The following is a 17,361-nucleotide window of genomic DNA, read 5'->3' as shown; positions in this document are numbered from 1 at the left end:
ACTTCGAATTCCGTATAAAAGATAGTGATGATACTTCTCATCACTCATGCATCCGCTGCAGAAAGGCCTCAAGAGTTGCTTAAATTGTAAATAACAGCAACAATGAGATTGTGGGTCCGCAGAAGGATAACGATAATAGGCAATAATAACAAAAAAATTTGAAAGAATATTAATTTCTATCAAAATTTTGTCCTAATAGTTGAAACTTTCAACTTATTTTTAGTTTTGACCTATTGCTAAGTGAAGTGAGAGAGCCCTATGAGTAATAAAGTCGGTTTAGTTCACAGCCTACGTGATGGACAGAAGTACATGGATACTTGGCCAATACGCAAAGAGTTGACGATGTTGTTCCCCGAGCAGCGTATTATCAAAGCAACTCGGTTTGGCGTAAAAGTGATGCCTGCGATCGCGGCTATCAGCGTGCTGACCCAGATGGCGTTCAATAACTACCCCTCCATGCCGCAATCGGTCATTATCGCCTTGTTTGCGATCAGTATGCCAATTCAAGGTATGTGGTGGTTAGGTAACCGTGCCAATACTGAATTACCTCCGTCACTTGCGGGTTGGTATCGCGAAATTCACCAAAAAATCGCGGACAGCGGTTTTGCATTGGAACCTTTGAAGTCGCGCCCTCGCTATAAAGAGCTTGCACAGATATTGAATCGAGCTTTTCGTCAGTTAGACAAGAGTGCGTTGGAGCGTTGGTTCTAACGCAGCGTTATCAGAACAGCCGCTGTATCTTTTATATCGCACCTCGAGCAATATATGGTACTCAGATAAAAAAAGCGCCCACCGTGTGAGCGCTTTTTTATGTTTTCGGCCATTCAATTTTAGTTGAACATAGCGATAGCATCAGCCGGTGCAACGTATTCAAGTTCAAAGCTCTCAGCGACTTCTTTACAGGTCACTTTACCATGAATCACGTTTAGGCCTTCTAGGAAACCTTTGTCTTCAAGAAGTGCTTCGCGGTAGCCTTTGTTGGCAAGCTTAACAATGTAAGGCAGTGTCGCGTTATTAAGGGCAAAAGTAGAAGTGCGTGCAACCGCGCCAGGCATGTTAGCCACACAGTAGTGAACAACCTCATCAACGATGTAAGTTGGGTCAGCATGTGTTGTGGCATGTGAAGTCTCAAAACAGCCGCCTTGGTCAATTGCAACGTCAACAACCGCCGCGCCAGGTTTCATCTTCGCGATATGCTCTTTAGTGACTAGTTTAGGTGCTGCGGCACCTGGGATAAGAACAGCGCCGATCACTAGATCTGCTTCTAGAACATGCTTCTCGATAGCATCTTCCGTAGAATAAACCACTTTAGCGCGGCCTTGGAACTCTTCGTCCAAACGACGCAATGTATCAACGTTACGATCCAGAATGGTTACGTCAGCACGCAGACCAACAGCCATGCGGGCCGCATTAGCACCAACCACGCCGCCACCAACGACAACGACTTTAGCTGGCTCAACGCCAGGTACACCACCCAGAAGTAAACCGCGACCACCGTGAGATTTCTCCAAAGTTTGCGCGCCCGCTTGAATAGACATGCGACCTGCAACCTCAGACATTGGCGCAAGTAGTGGCAAGCGACCCATATTATCTGTTACAGTCTCATACGCTATACAGACAGCTTTGCTCTTGATTAGCTCTTCAGTTTGTGGAAAATCTGGTGCTAGGTGCAAATAAGTAAATAAAATTTGCCCTTCTCGAAGCATAGCGCGCTCGACAGCTTGAGGTTCTTTGACCTTTACAATCATATCTGCTTGCGTGAAAACGTCAGCAGCAGTAGGAAGAATGGATGCGCCTACAGCGATGTAATCATCGTCTGAAAAACCGATGCCTGAACCGGCATTAGTTTCAACAAAAACTTGGTGACCTTGAGACACTAGCTCGCGAACGCTGGCTGGGATCATACCAACACGATATTCGTGGTTTTTGATTTCCTTAGGTACGCCAATAATCATCCTGAATCCTCATTTTATATTGGTTGTATATACTATATTAGTTGCTTTAACTGTTTGTAGGGTAATTCTGTCGAATTAACATCTAGTATAGATAGGTTTTATTAAAATTTGATACTGAATATTAAAAAGTTGTAGTATATTTTTTTGCAAGGAAGTAATAAGGTGGAATAAAAAATGGCAGACAACAATAAAAAGCCGTCCAAGGATCTAGACCGTATCGATCGCAACATACTTAATGAGTTGCAAAAAGATGGTCGTATTTCGAATGTAGAGCTCTCTAAGCGTGTTGGGCTCTCGCCTACACCGTGTTTGGAGCGTGTACGTCGACTTGAACGTCAGGGCTATATTAATGGGTATACAGCATTACTAAACCCTCAATATCTTGACGCTTCTCTGTTGGTATTTGTTGAAATTACGTTAAATCGTGGTGCGCCAGATGTATTTGAGCAATTCAATACCGCTGTGCAAAAACTAGACGACATCCAAGAGTGTCATCTTGTGTCCGGCGACTTCGACTATCTCTTGAAAACTCGCGTATCAGATATGAGTGCCTATCGTAAGCTGTTAGGGGACACCCTTTTACGCTTACCAGGTGTGAATGACACCCGAACCTACGTTGTTATGGAAGAAGTGAAGCAAACTAACCAGTTGGTGATCAAAACCCGCTAGTTTTTATAACTTAAGCTTCAAGTTTCAATAGCTTTCCATATTCTGACTTTAAGCAATTGGGTTTTGGCCCTTGATATGGTTAAATCGATAGTCCGAGCAGAGTACTGCTCGGGCTATTTTTTTTCTTATTATTCAGACCCTATTCGGGATAGATTCGGGTCATCTAAAGATTAAGTTGGTTATGTTCAAAGAGACCAAAGCTAAAGTGAAAACTATCATTAAAACAGGTGAAGACTCTCAGCCTTCACGTCTTAATGGGCCGCAGCGCCTGCAAGAGTGTAGCCTGATTGTCGTGGTGCTTGCGTCGATACTTTTATCTGTTGCCCTGTTAACCTATAGCGCTGCGGACCCCTCGTGGTCTCAAACTGCTTGGGGAGGAGAGATCGACAACGCTGGAGGCGTAGTTGGCGCTTGGCTTGCGGACAGCTTGTTTTTCACTTTTGGCTCTTTGGCTTATGCATTACCTTTGGTTATCAGTGCGACCGCATGGGTGATGTTACGTAAGCGTGACGAAGATGAGCAGCTTGACCTAATGTTGTGGGGCACGCGTCTACTTGGGTTGACGGTATTAATATTGACCAGCTGCGGATTAGCAGACATTAACTTTGATGATATCTGGTATTTTTCCTCTGGTGGTGTGATTGGTGATGTGCTGACTAGCCTAGCTCTACCGACACTTAATCTTTTAGGCACCACTTTGGTTCTGCTATTTCTGTGGGGAGCTGGATTTACGCTTTTAACTGGTATCTCTTGGTTGAGCATTGTTGAGTGGTTAGGAGAGAAAACCATTGCACTACTCACTGCATTGGTCAACAAAGTGCGTGGTCATAATGATGAAGTGATCGAGGCCGAATTAAACCATTACTCAGAAATACACGCTGAAACCCCAGTCGCATCATCGGTCAAAAATGAACCATCAGCATCACCTTTGACCAATACGCAAGGGGATGATTTGCCACGCCGTTTCAATATTCATATGCCAGAAGCGGCGGCAACGGTATCGCCACCAAAACCCGTTGAAACGCGAGAGATAACACCCCCCCCCGAGTATACCGTTGAACCTGATCGTAACATCCAGTTAAACGCCACAATTGAAGAGTTAGAGCAGGCGGCGTTTAGTCAAGGTGACTTCGCGGCTGAGCAACAAGCGTCTCAAAATGTACCGCAAGCGCTATTTGAATCACCTCAAACCCATACTGAGTCTATTGCAGCAAAAGGTGACGAAATCTTAGTGGATGAGGGAATGCCATGGCATCAAGATGAGGTTGATGAAAGCGTCTACCAACCGAGCATTAGTGATACTGAACTGGACCAAATTACCACTGAGATAGAGCCGGAATCAGAGTTTAAACAGCCAACGATTTCCTCTTTCGATGTCGTTGAAGAGCAAGCGGCTGACCACGATGCGTCAGCATTACATAGCTTAGTCGAAGAGGCGCAAGCTAAAGTCGCCGCACAGCAAAACCCATTCTTGGTTCAGCAAGAGCCAAACTTGCCTAAGCCCGAAGAACCAATGCCAACGCTAGAACTGCTTTATCATCCAGAGAAGCGTGAGAACTTCATCGATCGCGACGCGCTCGAACATATCGCACGTTTGGTCGAAGCTAAATTGGCCGATTATAAGATTCAGGCGACGGTGGTTGATATTTTCCCAGGGCCAGTGATTACCCGTTTTGAGCTTGATTTAGCGCCAGGAGTGAAAGTCAGCCGTATATCGAGTCTTTCGATGGATTTGGCACGCTCATTGTCGGCTATGGCGGTGCGAGTGGTAGAAGTGATTCCCGGCAAACCTTATGTCGGTTTAGAGTTGCCGAATATGAGTCGTCAGACCGTTTACTTCTCAGATGTGATCGGTAGTCAGCAATTCATTGAAGCTAAATCGCCAACGACGGTGGTTCTTGGCCAAGATATTGCCGGTGAAGCGGTCGTGGCTGATCTGTCGAAGATGCCGCACGTGTTGGTGGCGGGCACCACAGGTTCGGGTAAGTCAGTTGGTGTTAACGTTATGATTCTGAGTATGTTGTACAAATCAACGCCAGAAGATGTTCGCTTTATCATGATTGACCCTAAGATGTTGGAACTGTCTATTTATGAAGGTATTCCTCACTTGCTGTCTGAAGTGGTTACCGACATGAAGGATGCGTCCAATGCACTGCGTTGGTGTGTAGGGGAAATGGAGCGCCGTTATAAATTGATGTCGGCACTTGGTGTGCGAAACATCAAAGGCTTTAATGACAAACTCAAGATGGCGGCAGAAGCAGGTCACCCAATCCACGATCCGTTATGGCAGGCGGGTGACAGTATGGATGAGCAAGCGCCCTTGCTTGAAAAGCTACCTTATATTGTGGTGGTGGTGGATGAGTTTGCCGATCTTATGATGGTCGTGGGTAAGAAAGTAGAAGAGCTGATTGCTCGCTTAGCGCAAAAAGCACGCGCAGCAGGTATTCACTTGATCTTGGCAACCCAGCGTCCATCTGTTGATGTTATTACTGGCTTGATTAAAGCCAATATTCCAACCCGTGTTGCGTTTACGGTATCCACCAAAACAGATTCTCGTACCATTCTTGATCAAGGCGGTGCAGAGTCGCTATTGGGCATGGGTGATATGTTGTACTTGCCGCCAGGTTCTAGTCATACGACTCGAGTCCACGGTGCCTTTGCTTCAGATGATGATGTTCATGCTGTGGTCAATAACTGGAAAGCACGCGGTAAGCCAAACTATATTGATGAGATCACCAATGGTGACCAAGGGCCAGAAGGCTTGCTACCGGGTGAAAAGCCAGAAGGTGATGAAGAAATGGATCCGTTGTTTGATCAAGTGGTGGAACACGTGGTTCAGTCGCGTCGCGGTTCAGTCTCAGGTGTTCAACGCCGCTTTAAGATTGGCTATAACCGCGCTGCACGCATTGTTGAGCAACTTGAAGTGCAAGGGATTGTCAGTGCTCCGGGGCACAATGGTAACCGCGAAGTATTGGCGCCAGCACCTGGTCGTGAGATGAACTAGGGGTTGACATGATATCAACCCTTAAATATTTACTCGCTACTCGTTTTTACCTTTAACAAACTGAGCGATCACAATAAAGGCGAGCGCAATCAGATTAGCGGCAAAGATGACCACGAGCCATTGTGGCATCGAAAGCGTCAGGAACTGCCAAACCACTTTGCTACAATCACCGTAAGCTTCAAACATCCATGGAGCCCACTGATTAAGGGGCGCCCAGTCAGGGAAGACGACAAACAAGTCACAGGTTGCAAACGGAGATGGATTGAACTGGTAGTCGACGTGCTGCATTGATAACGCTAAGCCTTTGTAAGCACTTGCGGCCCATAAACCAAGGCCAAGCCAACGCAGAATAGGCTGCTCTGGTGCTATTAAGCCAATCAGGGCTGCACCACCGATACCGAGCATAGCCACGCGCTCATAGATACACATAACGCAAGGTGACAACATCATAACGTGCTGAAAAAACAGGGCGCATGCTTCAAAGAAGACAACGAATAAAAGCAGCAGTGCCCACGACAGACGTTGTTTTGAAAAAGTGTTTAAAGTGGAAAAGATAGTCACACTGGTTTCCTGTAGTAATAAAAAAGCTCTGACTTATCAGAGCTTTTTAGCGTGGAAAAGTTTCGTTCGCAACAAAAACTTTGCAGCGTTTAACGATTAATGGCTGTTAGAGACCGCGTGAGTCACATCACTTGTGTGGTGCACAATCCAACCTGCATCATAAAACCATGTGGTCATTGGGTCGACTAAGAACACAATACCGGCAAAGCCAACAACAGCCAGTACTACGGTGTAAGGCAGAGCCATAATCACCATTCGTCCGTAAGAAAGACGAATTAATGGCGCGAGTGCGGAAGTGAGCAAGAATAAAAACGCAGCTTGGCCATTTGGCGTTGCAACTGATGGAAGGTTAGTTCCGGTATTGATGGCCACAGCGAGTAGGTCAAACTGGTCACGAGTAATCAGGCCTTCAACGAGGGCTGTTTTTACTTCATTGATGTAAACCGTACCGACAAAGACGTTATCCGACACCATAGACAGCAGCCCGTTTGCGACATAGAACAGGGCTAACTGAGTGCCTTTGTCTTCAACGTGCAGTACCATATCAATGACGGGTTTAAACAGTTGTTGGTCAATAATCACTGCGACAATAGAAAAGAACACGGCCAGCAGGGCAGTGAAGGGCAGTGCTTCTTCAAAGGCTTTACCCATTGCGTGCTCTTCGATAACCCCGGTGAAAGAGGTTGCGAGAATGATGACTGACAAGCCGATCAAACCAACAGCAGCAAGGTGAAGAGCGAGTGCAACGATTAACCACATTGCTATGATACCTTGAATCCACAACTTGGCAACGTCCTGTTTGGTTCGATTTTTACGCTCTTCAGCATCGAAATCCACTAGGATCTGGCGTACATTATCAGGCAGTTTTGCACCGTAGCCAAAGACTTTCATTTTTTCGACCAGTACACAGGTTGCTAAGCCACAAACAAACACCGGGGCAGTCACTGGTAACATACGAATAATAAATTCACCGAACAGCCAACCTGCTTGATCGGCAATAATCAAGTTTTGCGGCTCACCAACCATAGTCATAACGCCACCAAGAGCAGTACCAACACCAGCATGCATCAACAAAGAGCGTAAGAAGGCGCGATAATTCTCTAAATCGTCACGGGTTAGTTCTGAAAGGTGGTCATCTTGTGTGTGGTCATGAGAAGACTGTGGCGTCTGGCCTGAAGCGACTTTGTGGTAAATCGCATAAAAGCCCACCGCGACACTGATCACGACAGCGATGACGGTTAGTGCATCAAGGAAAGCGGAAAGAAACGCCGCCGCGAAACAGAACGCTAGTGAGAGCATACTTTTCGAGCGAATACCAAGCAAAATCTTTGTGAAGATAAACAGCAACAACTGTTTCATGAAGTAGATGCCAGCCACCATAAAGACAAGTAACAATAACACTTCAATGTTAGCGACCAATTCATGTTTGACTTGCTCTGGACTGGTCATGCCAATTGCAATGGCTTCTATCGCCAATAAACCACCAGGCTGTAATGGGTAACATTTTAGTGCCATTGCCAGAGTAAAAATAAATTCGGCAACCAGCAGCCAACCAGCGACAAAGGGATCAACAAGGAAGAAAACAATTGGGTTGATAATAAGAAATGAAATGATGGCAATTTTGTACCAATCTGGGGCTTTACCAAGAAAGTTCTTAATAAATGCATTCCCGAGTGACATCGGCATGATTTAGATACTCTTAATGTTGTTATAACTAGACACTGCTTATGCTTGCATCCATTGTCGGGCAATGTGAGACAAATACGAAACGAAAGGCGTTTCTGCGTCGAAAACGGGTCCGATGCAACAGTGACTTAGAAAAACAACATTCTTTCCACAACCATGTGGTCTTGCTAAGTCACTCCCTGAGAAAGACAAGCACTCCTTTTTCGGTCGTCACTCTACTCTTCAGCGAAATTTAGTCAATTAGAAAATAAGATTCATGATTGAGACGGTAAACTTTTGTTTAAAAACGCGATCAAAGTGGCGTTACTCACGATTGAGAGTGGTTAAAAATGAGCGTTGGTGGAAACAAGGTGCTGAAAGCATTGAATAAGGATCTCTATGTAATATTATCGAATGGAAATAGTGGTTTATTTTGCATTTTTTAAAACTAACATTTCATACATGATGTGACAATTGACGGAGTCTAGGGCGTGTTTTAACTTTGTTAAATTGATAAATAGCTGCATTTTGTCTTGTGAGCCACACCTATCAAATCTAGCCATACTTAAAGTTTTTACTCTATCGTGTTTGAACATTATGTTGACTGACTCTTGGTTTCCGATATTTTATAAGTAGTGGTATGATGAGTTTCATTAGACCCATAAAAACAAGTTTGGATAAGATATAAATGGTCATTAAGGCAAAGAGCCCCGCAGGATTCGCAGAAAAATACATTATTGAGAGTATTTGGAAAGGGCGTTTTCCACCTGGTTCAATTTTACCAGCAGAACGTGAGCTCTCTGAACTAATTGGCGTAACACGCACCACACTTCGTGAAGTACTGCAGCGACTTGCTCGTGACGGCTGGCTTACGATTCAGCATGGTAAACCAACTCGTGTTAATCAGTTTATGGAAACGTCTGGTTTGCATATCCTCGACACATTGATGACGCTTGATGCTGAGAATGCTACCTCTATCGTTGAAGATTTGCTTGCAGCACGTACCAATATCAGCCCTATTTTTATGAGTTATGCGTTTAAAGCCAATAAAGAGGCGTCTGAGAAAACCATCAACAATGTCATCTCGTCGTGTGAAGCTTTGATTGCCGCGGAGTCTTGGGATGTGTTTATGGAAACATCACCTTATGCCGACAAAATTCGTCAGCACATCAAAGGTGAAAGCGAAAAAGATCACACCAAGCGCCAGTCCGCTTTAATCGCTAAAACGTTTAACTTTTATGACTATATGTTGTTCCAACGCTTAGCATTCCACTCTGGTAACCAGATCTATGGTTTGATTTTTAATGGTATTAAAAAGCTTTATGATCGCGTCGGCAGTTACTATTTCTCCAATCCAGAAGCACGCGAGTTAGCGCTAACCTTCTATCGCGATCTTCTTGAAGTATGTCAAACTGGCAATCGAGAGCAAGTTCTGGCTGTGGTGCGTCATTACGGGATTGAGAGTGCGCAGATCTGGAATCAGATGAAAACCACTTTACCAACCAACTTCACCGAAGACGACAGCTAAAAGATTGTTTTATTGATATAAAAAACCGCCTTCTGGCGGTTTTCTTATATCAGAGGTTAACAATCTGGATACGCTTCGTCGCTGCCTCCGGCTTCTTTAAACCATTTGGTTAAGTAATGTTTCAAATTTTTGAGTTCATCAGGACCAATCAGCGCTAAGCCTAAATCTTCGGCGCGAGTGATGTCGTTATGACGTAAAGGGCGGAAACTGACCAACATCGCGCGCGCTTGAAGACCACCCAGAAGATCACGCAAAGATTCAAGCTTATACAGGGTATCGTCGCCATCGTCGCGCATGCCTTTGGTCTTGCACTCGATGATGTGAAGTTTGTTATTGACCACTGACGCTACATCAAGTTCATTGCGTATTTCTTTCTCACCACGTTGACGATAAACCTGAACATTAAGCGAACGGTCTTGTATGGTCGGCATGTCTTGTTGGATCTGACGTACGGTACTATGTACTAAGGTTTCTAGCCATTCGCCGTTGGAAAAGCGGCGTGCGTCTTCGTTGATAAAGGTTAAAACGCCACCTTGATAGCTGGCAATGTTCGTTTCGACCAAGTCGTTGAGCAACATGTTCAGCTCGCGATACCCCTGCTGCTTTTCAGACAGAGCGACATCAAGACGTTGTTCTTTGCGACAAGTGGTAGCTAAGTAGTTTAGGGTCGCAAGACCGGGACCAAGCTCCAGAGCATTGCTGGCCCAACGTTCACCTAATTGATATAGTTTCTGATCCAATAACGCTGGTAGTTGATGATCACTGAACTCACCGCGAGCGCCAAATATCGTCAAGTAGTCAGAAATAGTGATGCGGTCTTGAACTTGGGTATCTTCTTTGCCGTCGGGATAGAGCCAGCATAAACGGTCACTACTCGGCTCGACTACGAAAATAGGCCAGTGATAGGTGCGAAAAATCTCGTAAACAGACAACAAACGATGACGTAGGCCACAACTGGCGTTGAGTTTCACTTCTTCACCACGTGTTTTTAAATCTTCAGCGAGAGTGTAAACCGCTTGTTTGATAGTTGAAGTGGTGGCGACGTTAGGGACTTGAAAAAATTCAGAGGTAATATTTCTCTTTGCTAGCACGCTATGCAAGCGCAGGAACATGTCCTTTTGTGTTGCAACGCCAATAAATACGATATGTTTACTGATGGAACGGTTGTCAAGCAGTGGCGTGACCAGGCGAACTGGGTCTTGGTCGATAATGCCAACATGAACTGCCATATAAAATCCTCATGATTGGCTTGCGAAAAGGTGACAAAGAACGGGCAAGCCTATTAACCATATAATGACATGGGATATAAAAAACAAGGGCGACTAAGAAAAATAGTCGCCCTTTGTCGATAAATGACACTGTACTGACTTTCTAGAGCTTAAATCGATGCACCAGCTCACCTTGCTGATTGGCGAGTGAAGATAGATTGCTGCTGGTTTGGGCGATTTCAGCCATCGCTTGATAACTGCTGTCGGCAATGAGGTTAATCTCTTCAATATTGCGCGCAATATCGCTCGTGGTTTCGCTTTGCTCGGCAGCGGCTTGGGAAATATGTCCGCTCATTTGGCTGATCTCGACAATCAAGCCTTGGATCTCTTCCATGGCGCCATTAGCATTCGATGCTTGCTCGACTGACAGATCCATATCATCCATACAGCTTTGAATTACTTTATTTGCCGACGTTGAACTAGCTTGCAAGTTGCTAATCATACTTTCAATCTCACTGGTCGACTGTGTGGTCCGTTGAGCCAACACGCGAACTTCATCGGCAACGACGGCAAAACCACGTCCCTGTTCGCCTGCGCGAGCCGCTTCAATAGCGGCGTTAAGAGCGAGTAGGTTGGTTTGTTCGGCGATATTACGAATGACATCGAGAATTGTACCAATCTGGCTGCTCATTGCTTGAAGGTCTTTAACGGCATCGACTGATTGGTTAAGGCGCGTCTCTAGTTGGTTAATGGTGGTAATATTCGTTCCCATGATTTTACGACCAGACTCTGAGGCTTGCTCAACACGCTCGACCATCTGCTGAGAGCTTTGTGCGCTTTGTGCGACTTCATGTACTGAGTGCGCCATTTGCGTCATCGCGGTCGCGACATTCGCGGTTTGCTCACGCTGTTGGCTAAGTTGACTCTGCGCTTGCGAAGAGGTTGTTTGGTTGGTGGTCGCCGTTTGGGTCAAATTATCCGATGCATCATTAAGCTTGACCAAAATGCCATGAAGGTTGTCGGCCAGTGAATTGATGTGATTGCTGACGCGACTAAATTCGTTGTTGTAGCGGATGTCGATACGCTTGGTCATATCGCCTTGGGTTAGAGATTCGAGCGTCCGCAAAATACGAGTAAGTGGTTGACGAACGCTTTGAGCAATGTGGTAACCGATCGCAAGCGCCATCAAGATAACAAGCGCACCAATGACGATTGAACGTAAAACACCTTGCTCATAAACATTCCCCGCTTCTTGGAGAGAGTCAGCCAGCCCTTGCTCTGCGTACCCACTGAATGACTCAAGCAGCGTCATAGTGGCATCGACTTGTTCGGTAAGGCTGGCGATGTTGCCATAAAGCGCATCTTTGGCCATTAGGTAGGTATTGTGCTGATCAAGTACCCCGTTTTTTTGACCAACGTCACGAGTAAACTGTTGGACAGAGTCATCAAATGCTTTTTTTATTTCTGGCATTTGTGTCGTCAGGCCACGATAAGCGTAGTTAAGGTGGGTCACCGCTTTTTTGTTTTTCGCGACGGCTTGCGAAACAAATTCGGTGTCACTGCTGGCTAGTGCGTCGGATGTAGTGACCTCAGCGTCTTTGAGTTTAATGAAATAACTTTTTGCCATCACTTTGACTGAAATGCTGCTTTGGTCATCAACATACTCTTTCATGCCCACACTTAATTCAGAGTGAAGACGTTGGAATTGACGCGTGGACTTTTGTACTTGTGCCTGCGCTTCAAACATGGCGCGGTAATTCGCCATGGCTTGTTCTGCTTCAGCGAAATAACCCGCTTCCATTTCCTTCAGTTCAGAAATGGATTGTTCTAATTGTTTGTGGCCAATACTCACTTGCTCAAGTGCTTGTAGTTGCTCCGTGTAGGCCTGCTTCATGGTGGAAAATTGCGACGCCAATTGGTCCATGCGTTCGAAACTTTGTGTGGTTAAAAAGTCTTTAAACAGTTTATCTGCCGACAATAGCGCAACGCTGGTTTGGTTGGATTGATTCACCAATGGTAAGGAGGTGCTAGAAACGTCCTCAAGGTTACTGTGGATTTGCTGCATTCCTCGTATCATCATCAATGTTGTGACAATGAACATAATGATGATCAATGCAAAGCCAGCGTACATGCGTCTAATCACTGAACCTTTCATGGATCTCTCCCTAAATAAATAATGTCTTAAAAATGTAACAAAAAGAAAGCTATTGTATGGATAGTGAGACATACATTTTTTGACGCACAATACATATTTTATTATTGATAGATTAGCGTTTAATGATTAATTGACATGAACACTGTTTTTTATTGTGATTTTGCGAAGCTTGACGCATACTCGATGCGAAAGATTCCACCAGCACAAATATCTATGGAGCACTTCATGGCTGAAGAAACCATTTTCAGTAAAATCATTCGTAAGGAAATCCCAGCGGATGTTATCTACCAAGATGACCTAGTCACTGCATTTCGCGACATCAATCCACGTGCACCTAGCCATATTTTGATTATTCCTAACAAATTGATTCCTACGGTCAACGATATTGAAGACGAAGACGAAGTGGTGATGGGGCGGATGTTCGTCGTCGCGCGCAAGTTAGCCAAACAAGAAGGCATCGCTGAAGATGGCTACCGACTGATTGTGAACTGCAATCCGCACGGTGGTCAGGAGGTGTATCACATCCATATGCATTTGGTCGGTGGTCGTCCTCTAGGGCCAATGTTGATGAACTAACAAAGCGTTAGCGAACTCAATATTAAATGTGTTGTCATCAATCAACCTCTTTCAAGGCATGGGCATCAATCCATGCTTTTTCGTCATCAACAGGGAGTGCGACGTGCAAAAATATAGGCGACTCGCATTAGTACTTGGGAGTTCGTTGGTTCTCTCTGCCTGCGCCAATTTATCCGCAGGAAATCTTTTTAGTCACTACAGTGCTCAAAACAGCGAGCTTCACCGCTCTTTACAACGTGGTGATTACCCGAGCGCAGAGCAGGCACTGCCAGATGCTGTTGCCGGTGAAATCCTCGATAATTTCGAAAAGGGACGGGTTTATCTACTCAATCAAGATTACCCTGCGAGTCAGCAAGCTTTTGAACTCAGCGATCAGGCGCTACGTGAGCAACAAGACCTTGCGACTATTTCTGTTTCTCAAAGCGCGCAAAGCTTGTCTGCATTAGCTGTCAATGACAACCTTTCGTCGTATCAGCCTGCTGATTATGAACTGGGTTTCCTTCACCTCTACCTTGGTTTGAACTACGTTAAACAAAACGACTTAGAGGGCGCTTTGGTCGAAATGCGCAGAGCCAATCAGGTTCAGGAGCAGGCACGTAAAGCGCGCGAGAAAGAGCTATTATCGGCTCAAGCACAAATGCAACAGCAAGGCTTAACGCCAAATTTAGGCAGTGTCTTGTCCCATTACCCTGATGCGGGTACGACGTTGCAAGCCGTGCAAAATGGCTATTTACTCTATCTTTCTGCACTGCTTTATGAGACTGAAGGTGAACTCAATAGTGCTTATGTCGATTATCGACGTGCATTAGCCGTTATGCCGCAAAACGACCAAGTGATTGATGGTACAAAACGCGTTGCTAAACGTTTGGCGATGAACGACGATTTACGTCAGCTAGAGGCGCGTTATGGGCAAGCTAAGTACCTTGACCGTCAACGCAGTCGCGTTATTGTGATTGATGAACGAGGTGTGGTTGATGCATTACAAGGTTGGAAGCAAGCGTTACCCTTATCGGACAGTCGCGGTAATGGCGCCTGGTATTCTATGGCATTGCCTTACTATCCTAAAAAGCGCCAAATTGATCAGTATTCATCGGTACAATTGAACCAGCAACCACTAGCTGCAAGTCAGTTGACAGATGTTAATTTAATGGCTCAGCGTGATTTGTCTGAACGAATGCCGTCGCTAATCATACGACAAGCATTACGGGTGTGGGCTAAAGATCAATTACGTCGTCAGGCCGCAAAAGATGACGATGTGGCTAATTTGTTATTCAATGTATGGAATACGTTAACCGAGCAACCTGACACACGTAGTTGGTTATCACTGCCTGCTGACGTCTATAGTGCAAGTCTTGAAGTTGATCCAGGTGAGCAAGTGTTAATCGTTAATGAACAGCCTTATCGATTTCGTGTTGAGCAAGGGAACACGGTATTAGTTTGGCTCTCTCGACAAGGTAATAATGTAATCATTTGGCATAAACAGTTAGGAAATATACGATGAAAAAATGGCTTAGCTTCGCATTTGTGGCATTAACCCTGCTAGGTTGTGCTGATAACACGGCGGGATTGCGCATTGATGGCGCATCTCAAACCGTTATTTTTGGTGATAACGTCTTAGCTGGGCGTTTAGTCATTGATGATATATCAACAACCGAGGTAGATGGTCGAGCGCGTGGTGCGGTTCGTCTAGTCAGTCACTATTCGGGCGATCAACATGTACAGTACCGTTTTTACTGGTATGACGACCAAGGTCTAGAAGTGAACACTAAGCTAAGTCCTTGGCGACAAGCAGTGATCCGTGGAACTGAAGAGGTATCACTGTCGGAAGTCTCGATTAATCCGAACGGACGTCAGTTCCGAATTCAGATTCGTCAATCAGATCAATAATTAACCCAAAATATTTAGAGGAACTAATCATGAATAAAAGTGTAGTTGCACTGCTTGGTTTAGCGGTGGTTTTAGGTGGCTGTTCGAATCAAGTGAGTTACGGTGATGCGCAAGCCGTTGAAACTACCACTATCGACTTTGGCTCAACAGACTTGCAAAAAATTGCAGGCGAAATGGTGGATAGCATGATGATGTCGGGATCGGTTGCAGCGATTACGCGTGATTCGCGTCCGATTGTTTTTGTTGAGCGTATAAAAAATAAAACCAGTGAACACATCGATACAGAGTCTATTACTGATACAATTAGTACTAAGATGCTGAATTCCGGTAAGTTCCGTTTTGTTGATATGGGCAGAGTCGAGTCCGTTCGTGAGCAACTTAACTTCCAAAACAATGATGAGTTAGTTAATCAAAGCACAGCGATTCAATTTGGTAAAATGGTCGGTGCTCAATACATGATGTACGGCAACCTGTCTAGCATTGCCAAAAATGCGGGCAGTGATAAAGATGTTTACTACAAGATGACCATGCGTTTACTGGATCTTGAAACGGGCCTGATTGAATGGGCTGATGAAACCGAAATTCGTAAACAAGCGTCAAAAAGCTTTTTAGGTATGTAACCAACACTGCCAATCAGAGAAGGGGTGTACGATGGCGAGAATGTCATGGGATGAGGCAAGTCAACTTGACCGCTCTTTACTGTCACTCGAGCACTTCTTTTCTGCTCCTCCCGCCTATGCGCAAACCTTGACTGGCGGCTTAACTAATCGCTGTTGGAAAGTGGTCACCAACGATAGCAACGCGTATGTTTGGCGGCCAGCGACACAGATTACCAAAGCCTTTTCTATATCCCGTTTTCAGGAATACCAGATTCTAGCGGCGATAGAAGATAGCCATATTGGACCGAAAGCGGTGTATATCAATGATCAAGGGTTATTGGTTGATTGGGTCGAAGGAGACGCCTTAACCAATGATCTGTCGTTTGATGCATTGCTTAAAACCATGATTACAATCCATAGGCTTGATACGCAACGTATACCCGTTGCACCTTTCAATTTTACAGCACGTGTTGATCATTACTGGATGTTGCTCAATGACCACAACAAGTGTGAACCCTACCAATCTATCTACCAGCATTGGCGCACTGCTCCTGCTTTAGCCGATGTTGGTCACACTTTGTGTCATTTTGATTTAGCGGGCTACAACATGGTTAAAACCACCAGTGGTAATAAAGTCATCGATTGGGAGTATGCCGTGATAGCGGATCCACGTTTGGATTTGACGTTGAGTATTGATGTGATGGATGAAAAACCACTCGAGGCGATATATCGTTACTGTCAATTGCGTAACATAGAAGGGGTCGATGATTGGGTTGAAGGTGTGATGGCATGGAAACCGCGCGCCACAATGATGGCAATGCTTTGGTATCTACTCGCTTATCAGTTGTGGGGAGATGAGCAATATTTAACCCAGGCGCAGCAACTGCAGAAAACATTTTGCAGTTAAGATCACTGTTTTGTGTCTCGGGGCTAGATATCTCAAACCGTTAACTTTTAAACCTTAGCTTTCGTGGTAGATTTAATACACAAGGATCGGGGGATTTACAATGATTATTTATTTACACGGTTTTGATTCAACTAGCCCAGGTAACCACGAAAAAGTGCTCCAGTTGCAATTCATCGATGATGATATTCGTTTCATCAACTACAGCACCCTGCACCCCAAGCATGATATGCAGTACTTGTTAAAAGAAGTACACAAGGTAATTGAACAATCAGGTGACAAGCAGGCGATGATATGTGGCGTTGGGCTGGGGGCGTATTGGTCCGAACGAATCGGCTTTCTATGTGGTATTAAACAGGTGATGTTTAACCCTAATCTGCATCCTGAGCGCACTATGCAGGGACGAATTGATCGTCCGGAAGAGTACGAAGATATTGCAACGAAATGTGTTGCTGAGTTTAGAGGTAAGAATAAAGGGCGTTGTCTGGTGATTTTATCTAAATCGAATGAAATTCATGACAATAGTAAAACTGCCGCGGAATTAGAAGCGTATTACGATATCATTTGGGATGAAACTCAAACTCATAAATTTAAAAAGATCTCGCAACATCTTCAAACCATGAAAGCGTTTAAACACAGTTAATTGACGT

General features: G+C 45.0%; 15 protein-coding genes. 10 read left to right on the top strand and 5 right to left on the bottom strand.

Annotated elements, in window-relative coordinates; genetic code table 11:
* The first annotated feature begins 258 nt into the window (after positions 1–258).
* Positions 259–711: a terminus macrodomain insulation protein YfbV gene (yfbV, locus tag CDZ87_RS01885; protein ID WP_038172766.1), complete on the top strand. Its 453-nt coding sequence runs from the start codon at positions 259–261 to the stop codon at positions 709–711.
* 119 nt (positions 712–830) lie between these two features.
* Here yfbV and ald read toward each other — a convergent pair whose 3' ends face one another.
* A complete protein-coding gene (gene ald, locus CDZ87_RS01880; RefSeq protein WP_100751928.1) occupies positions 831–1,955 on the bottom strand; it encodes an alanine dehydrogenase in 1,125 nt (374 codons plus the stop codon).
* Between the two features lie 174 nt (positions 1,956–2,129).
* On the opposite strand from ald, the gene lrp reads away from it, so the two are divergent.
* The gene (lrp, locus tag CDZ87_RS01875; RefSeq protein WP_100751927.1) at positions 2,130–2,624 is read left to right on the top strand and encodes a leucine-responsive transcriptional regulator Lrp; all 495 of its coding nucleotides are present in this window, start codon (positions 2,130–2,132) and stop codon (positions 2,622–2,624) included.
* 181 nt (positions 2,625–2,805) lie between these two features.
* A complete protein-coding gene (locus CDZ87_RS01870; protein WP_100751926.1) occupies positions 2,806–5,628 on the top strand; it encodes a DNA translocase FtsK in 2,823 nt (940 codons plus the stop codon).
* A 36-nt stretch (positions 5,629–5,664) separates the two neighbouring features.
* On the opposite strand, the gene dsbB is transcribed toward CDZ87_RS01870, so the two are convergent.
* On the bottom strand, positions 5,665–6,189 hold the full coding sequence (gene dsbB, locus CDZ87_RS01865) for a disulfide bond formation protein DsbB (protein WP_100751925.1): 525 nt from the start codon (positions 6,187–6,189) through the stop codon (positions 5,665–5,667).
* A 96-nt stretch (positions 6,190–6,285) separates the two neighbouring features.
* Complete coding sequence (gene nhaB / locus CDZ87_RS01860) at positions 6,286–7,875, bottom strand: Na(+)/H(+) antiporter NhaB (RefSeq protein WP_100751924.1); 1,590 nt, start codon at positions 7,873–7,875, stop codon at positions 6,286–6,288.
* A 667-nt stretch (positions 7,876–8,542) separates the two neighbouring features.
* Here nhaB and fadR point away from each other — a divergent pair.
* Positions 8,543–9,382, top strand: coding sequence for a fatty acid metabolism transcriptional regulator FadR (gene fadR / locus CDZ87_RS01855; RefSeq protein ID WP_100751923.1), 840 nt, complete (start codon positions 8,543–8,545; stop codon positions 9,380–9,382).
* A gap of 56 nt (positions 9,383–9,438) precedes the next feature.
* Here fadR and CDZ87_RS01850 read toward each other — a convergent pair whose 3' ends face one another.
* On the bottom strand, positions 9,439–10,611 hold the full coding sequence (locus tag CDZ87_RS01850) for a DUF1887 family protein (protein WP_100751922.1): 1,173 nt from the start codon (positions 10,609–10,611) through the stop codon (positions 9,439–9,441).
* 142 nt (positions 10,612–10,753) lie between these two features.
* Positions 10,754–12,745, bottom strand: a complete 1,992-nt coding sequence (locus tag CDZ87_RS01845; protein ID WP_100751921.1) for a methyl-accepting chemotaxis protein — start codon at positions 12,743–12,745, stop codon at positions 10,754–10,756.
* A gap of 225 nt (positions 12,746–12,970) precedes the next feature.
* On the opposite strand from CDZ87_RS01845, the gene hinT reads away from it, so the two are divergent.
* The 6 genes from hinT (at position 12,971) to ycfP (ending at position 17,354) form a co-directional block, all read left to right on the top strand.
* Positions 12,971–13,321, top strand: coding sequence for a purine nucleoside phosphoramidase (gene hinT, locus CDZ87_RS01840; protein WP_100752047.1), 351 nt, complete (start codon positions 12,971–12,973; stop codon positions 13,319–13,321).
* A 58-nt stretch (positions 13,322–13,379) separates the two neighbouring features.
* Entirely contained in the window at positions 13,380–14,822 is a 1,443-nt protein-coding gene (locus CDZ87_RS01835) for a COG3014 family protein (RefSeq protein WP_172953546.1), read from the top strand.
* Positions 14,819–15,208, top strand: coding sequence for a YcfL family putative periplasmic lipoprotein (locus tag CDZ87_RS01830; RefSeq protein WP_100751919.1), 390 nt, complete (start codon positions 14,819–14,821; stop codon positions 15,206–15,208). The genes CDZ87_RS01835 and CDZ87_RS01830 overlap by 4 nt, the downstream gene beginning before the upstream one ends.
* Positions 15,209–15,237: 29 nt before the next feature.
* On the top strand, positions 15,238–15,828 hold the full coding sequence (gene lpoB, locus CDZ87_RS01825) for a penicillin-binding protein activator LpoB (protein ID WP_100751918.1): 591 nt from the start codon (positions 15,238–15,240) through the stop codon (positions 15,826–15,828).
* A 31-nt stretch (positions 15,829–15,859) separates the two neighbouring features.
* Positions 15,860–16,714, top strand: coding sequence for a phosphotransferase (locus CDZ87_RS01820; protein ID WP_100751917.1), 855 nt, complete (start codon positions 15,860–15,862; stop codon positions 16,712–16,714).
* Between the two features lie 100 nt (positions 16,715–16,814).
* On the top strand, positions 16,815–17,354 hold the full coding sequence (gene ycfP, locus CDZ87_RS01815; RefSeq protein ID WP_100751916.1) for an alpha/beta hydrolase YcfP: 540 nt from the start codon (positions 16,815–16,817) through the stop codon (positions 17,352–17,354).
* The last annotated feature ends 7 nt before the right edge of the window (positions 17,355–17,361 follow it).

The sequence above is a fragment of the Vibrio salilacus genome (assembly GCF_002811245.1).
GTDB classification, from domain to species: Bacteria; Pseudomonadota; Gammaproteobacteria; order Enterobacterales; family Vibrionaceae; genus Vibrio; species Vibrio salilacus.
The sequence above is the reverse complement of the archived record's forward strand: the minus strand, read 5'-3'. Positions and strand labels throughout refer to the sequence as shown.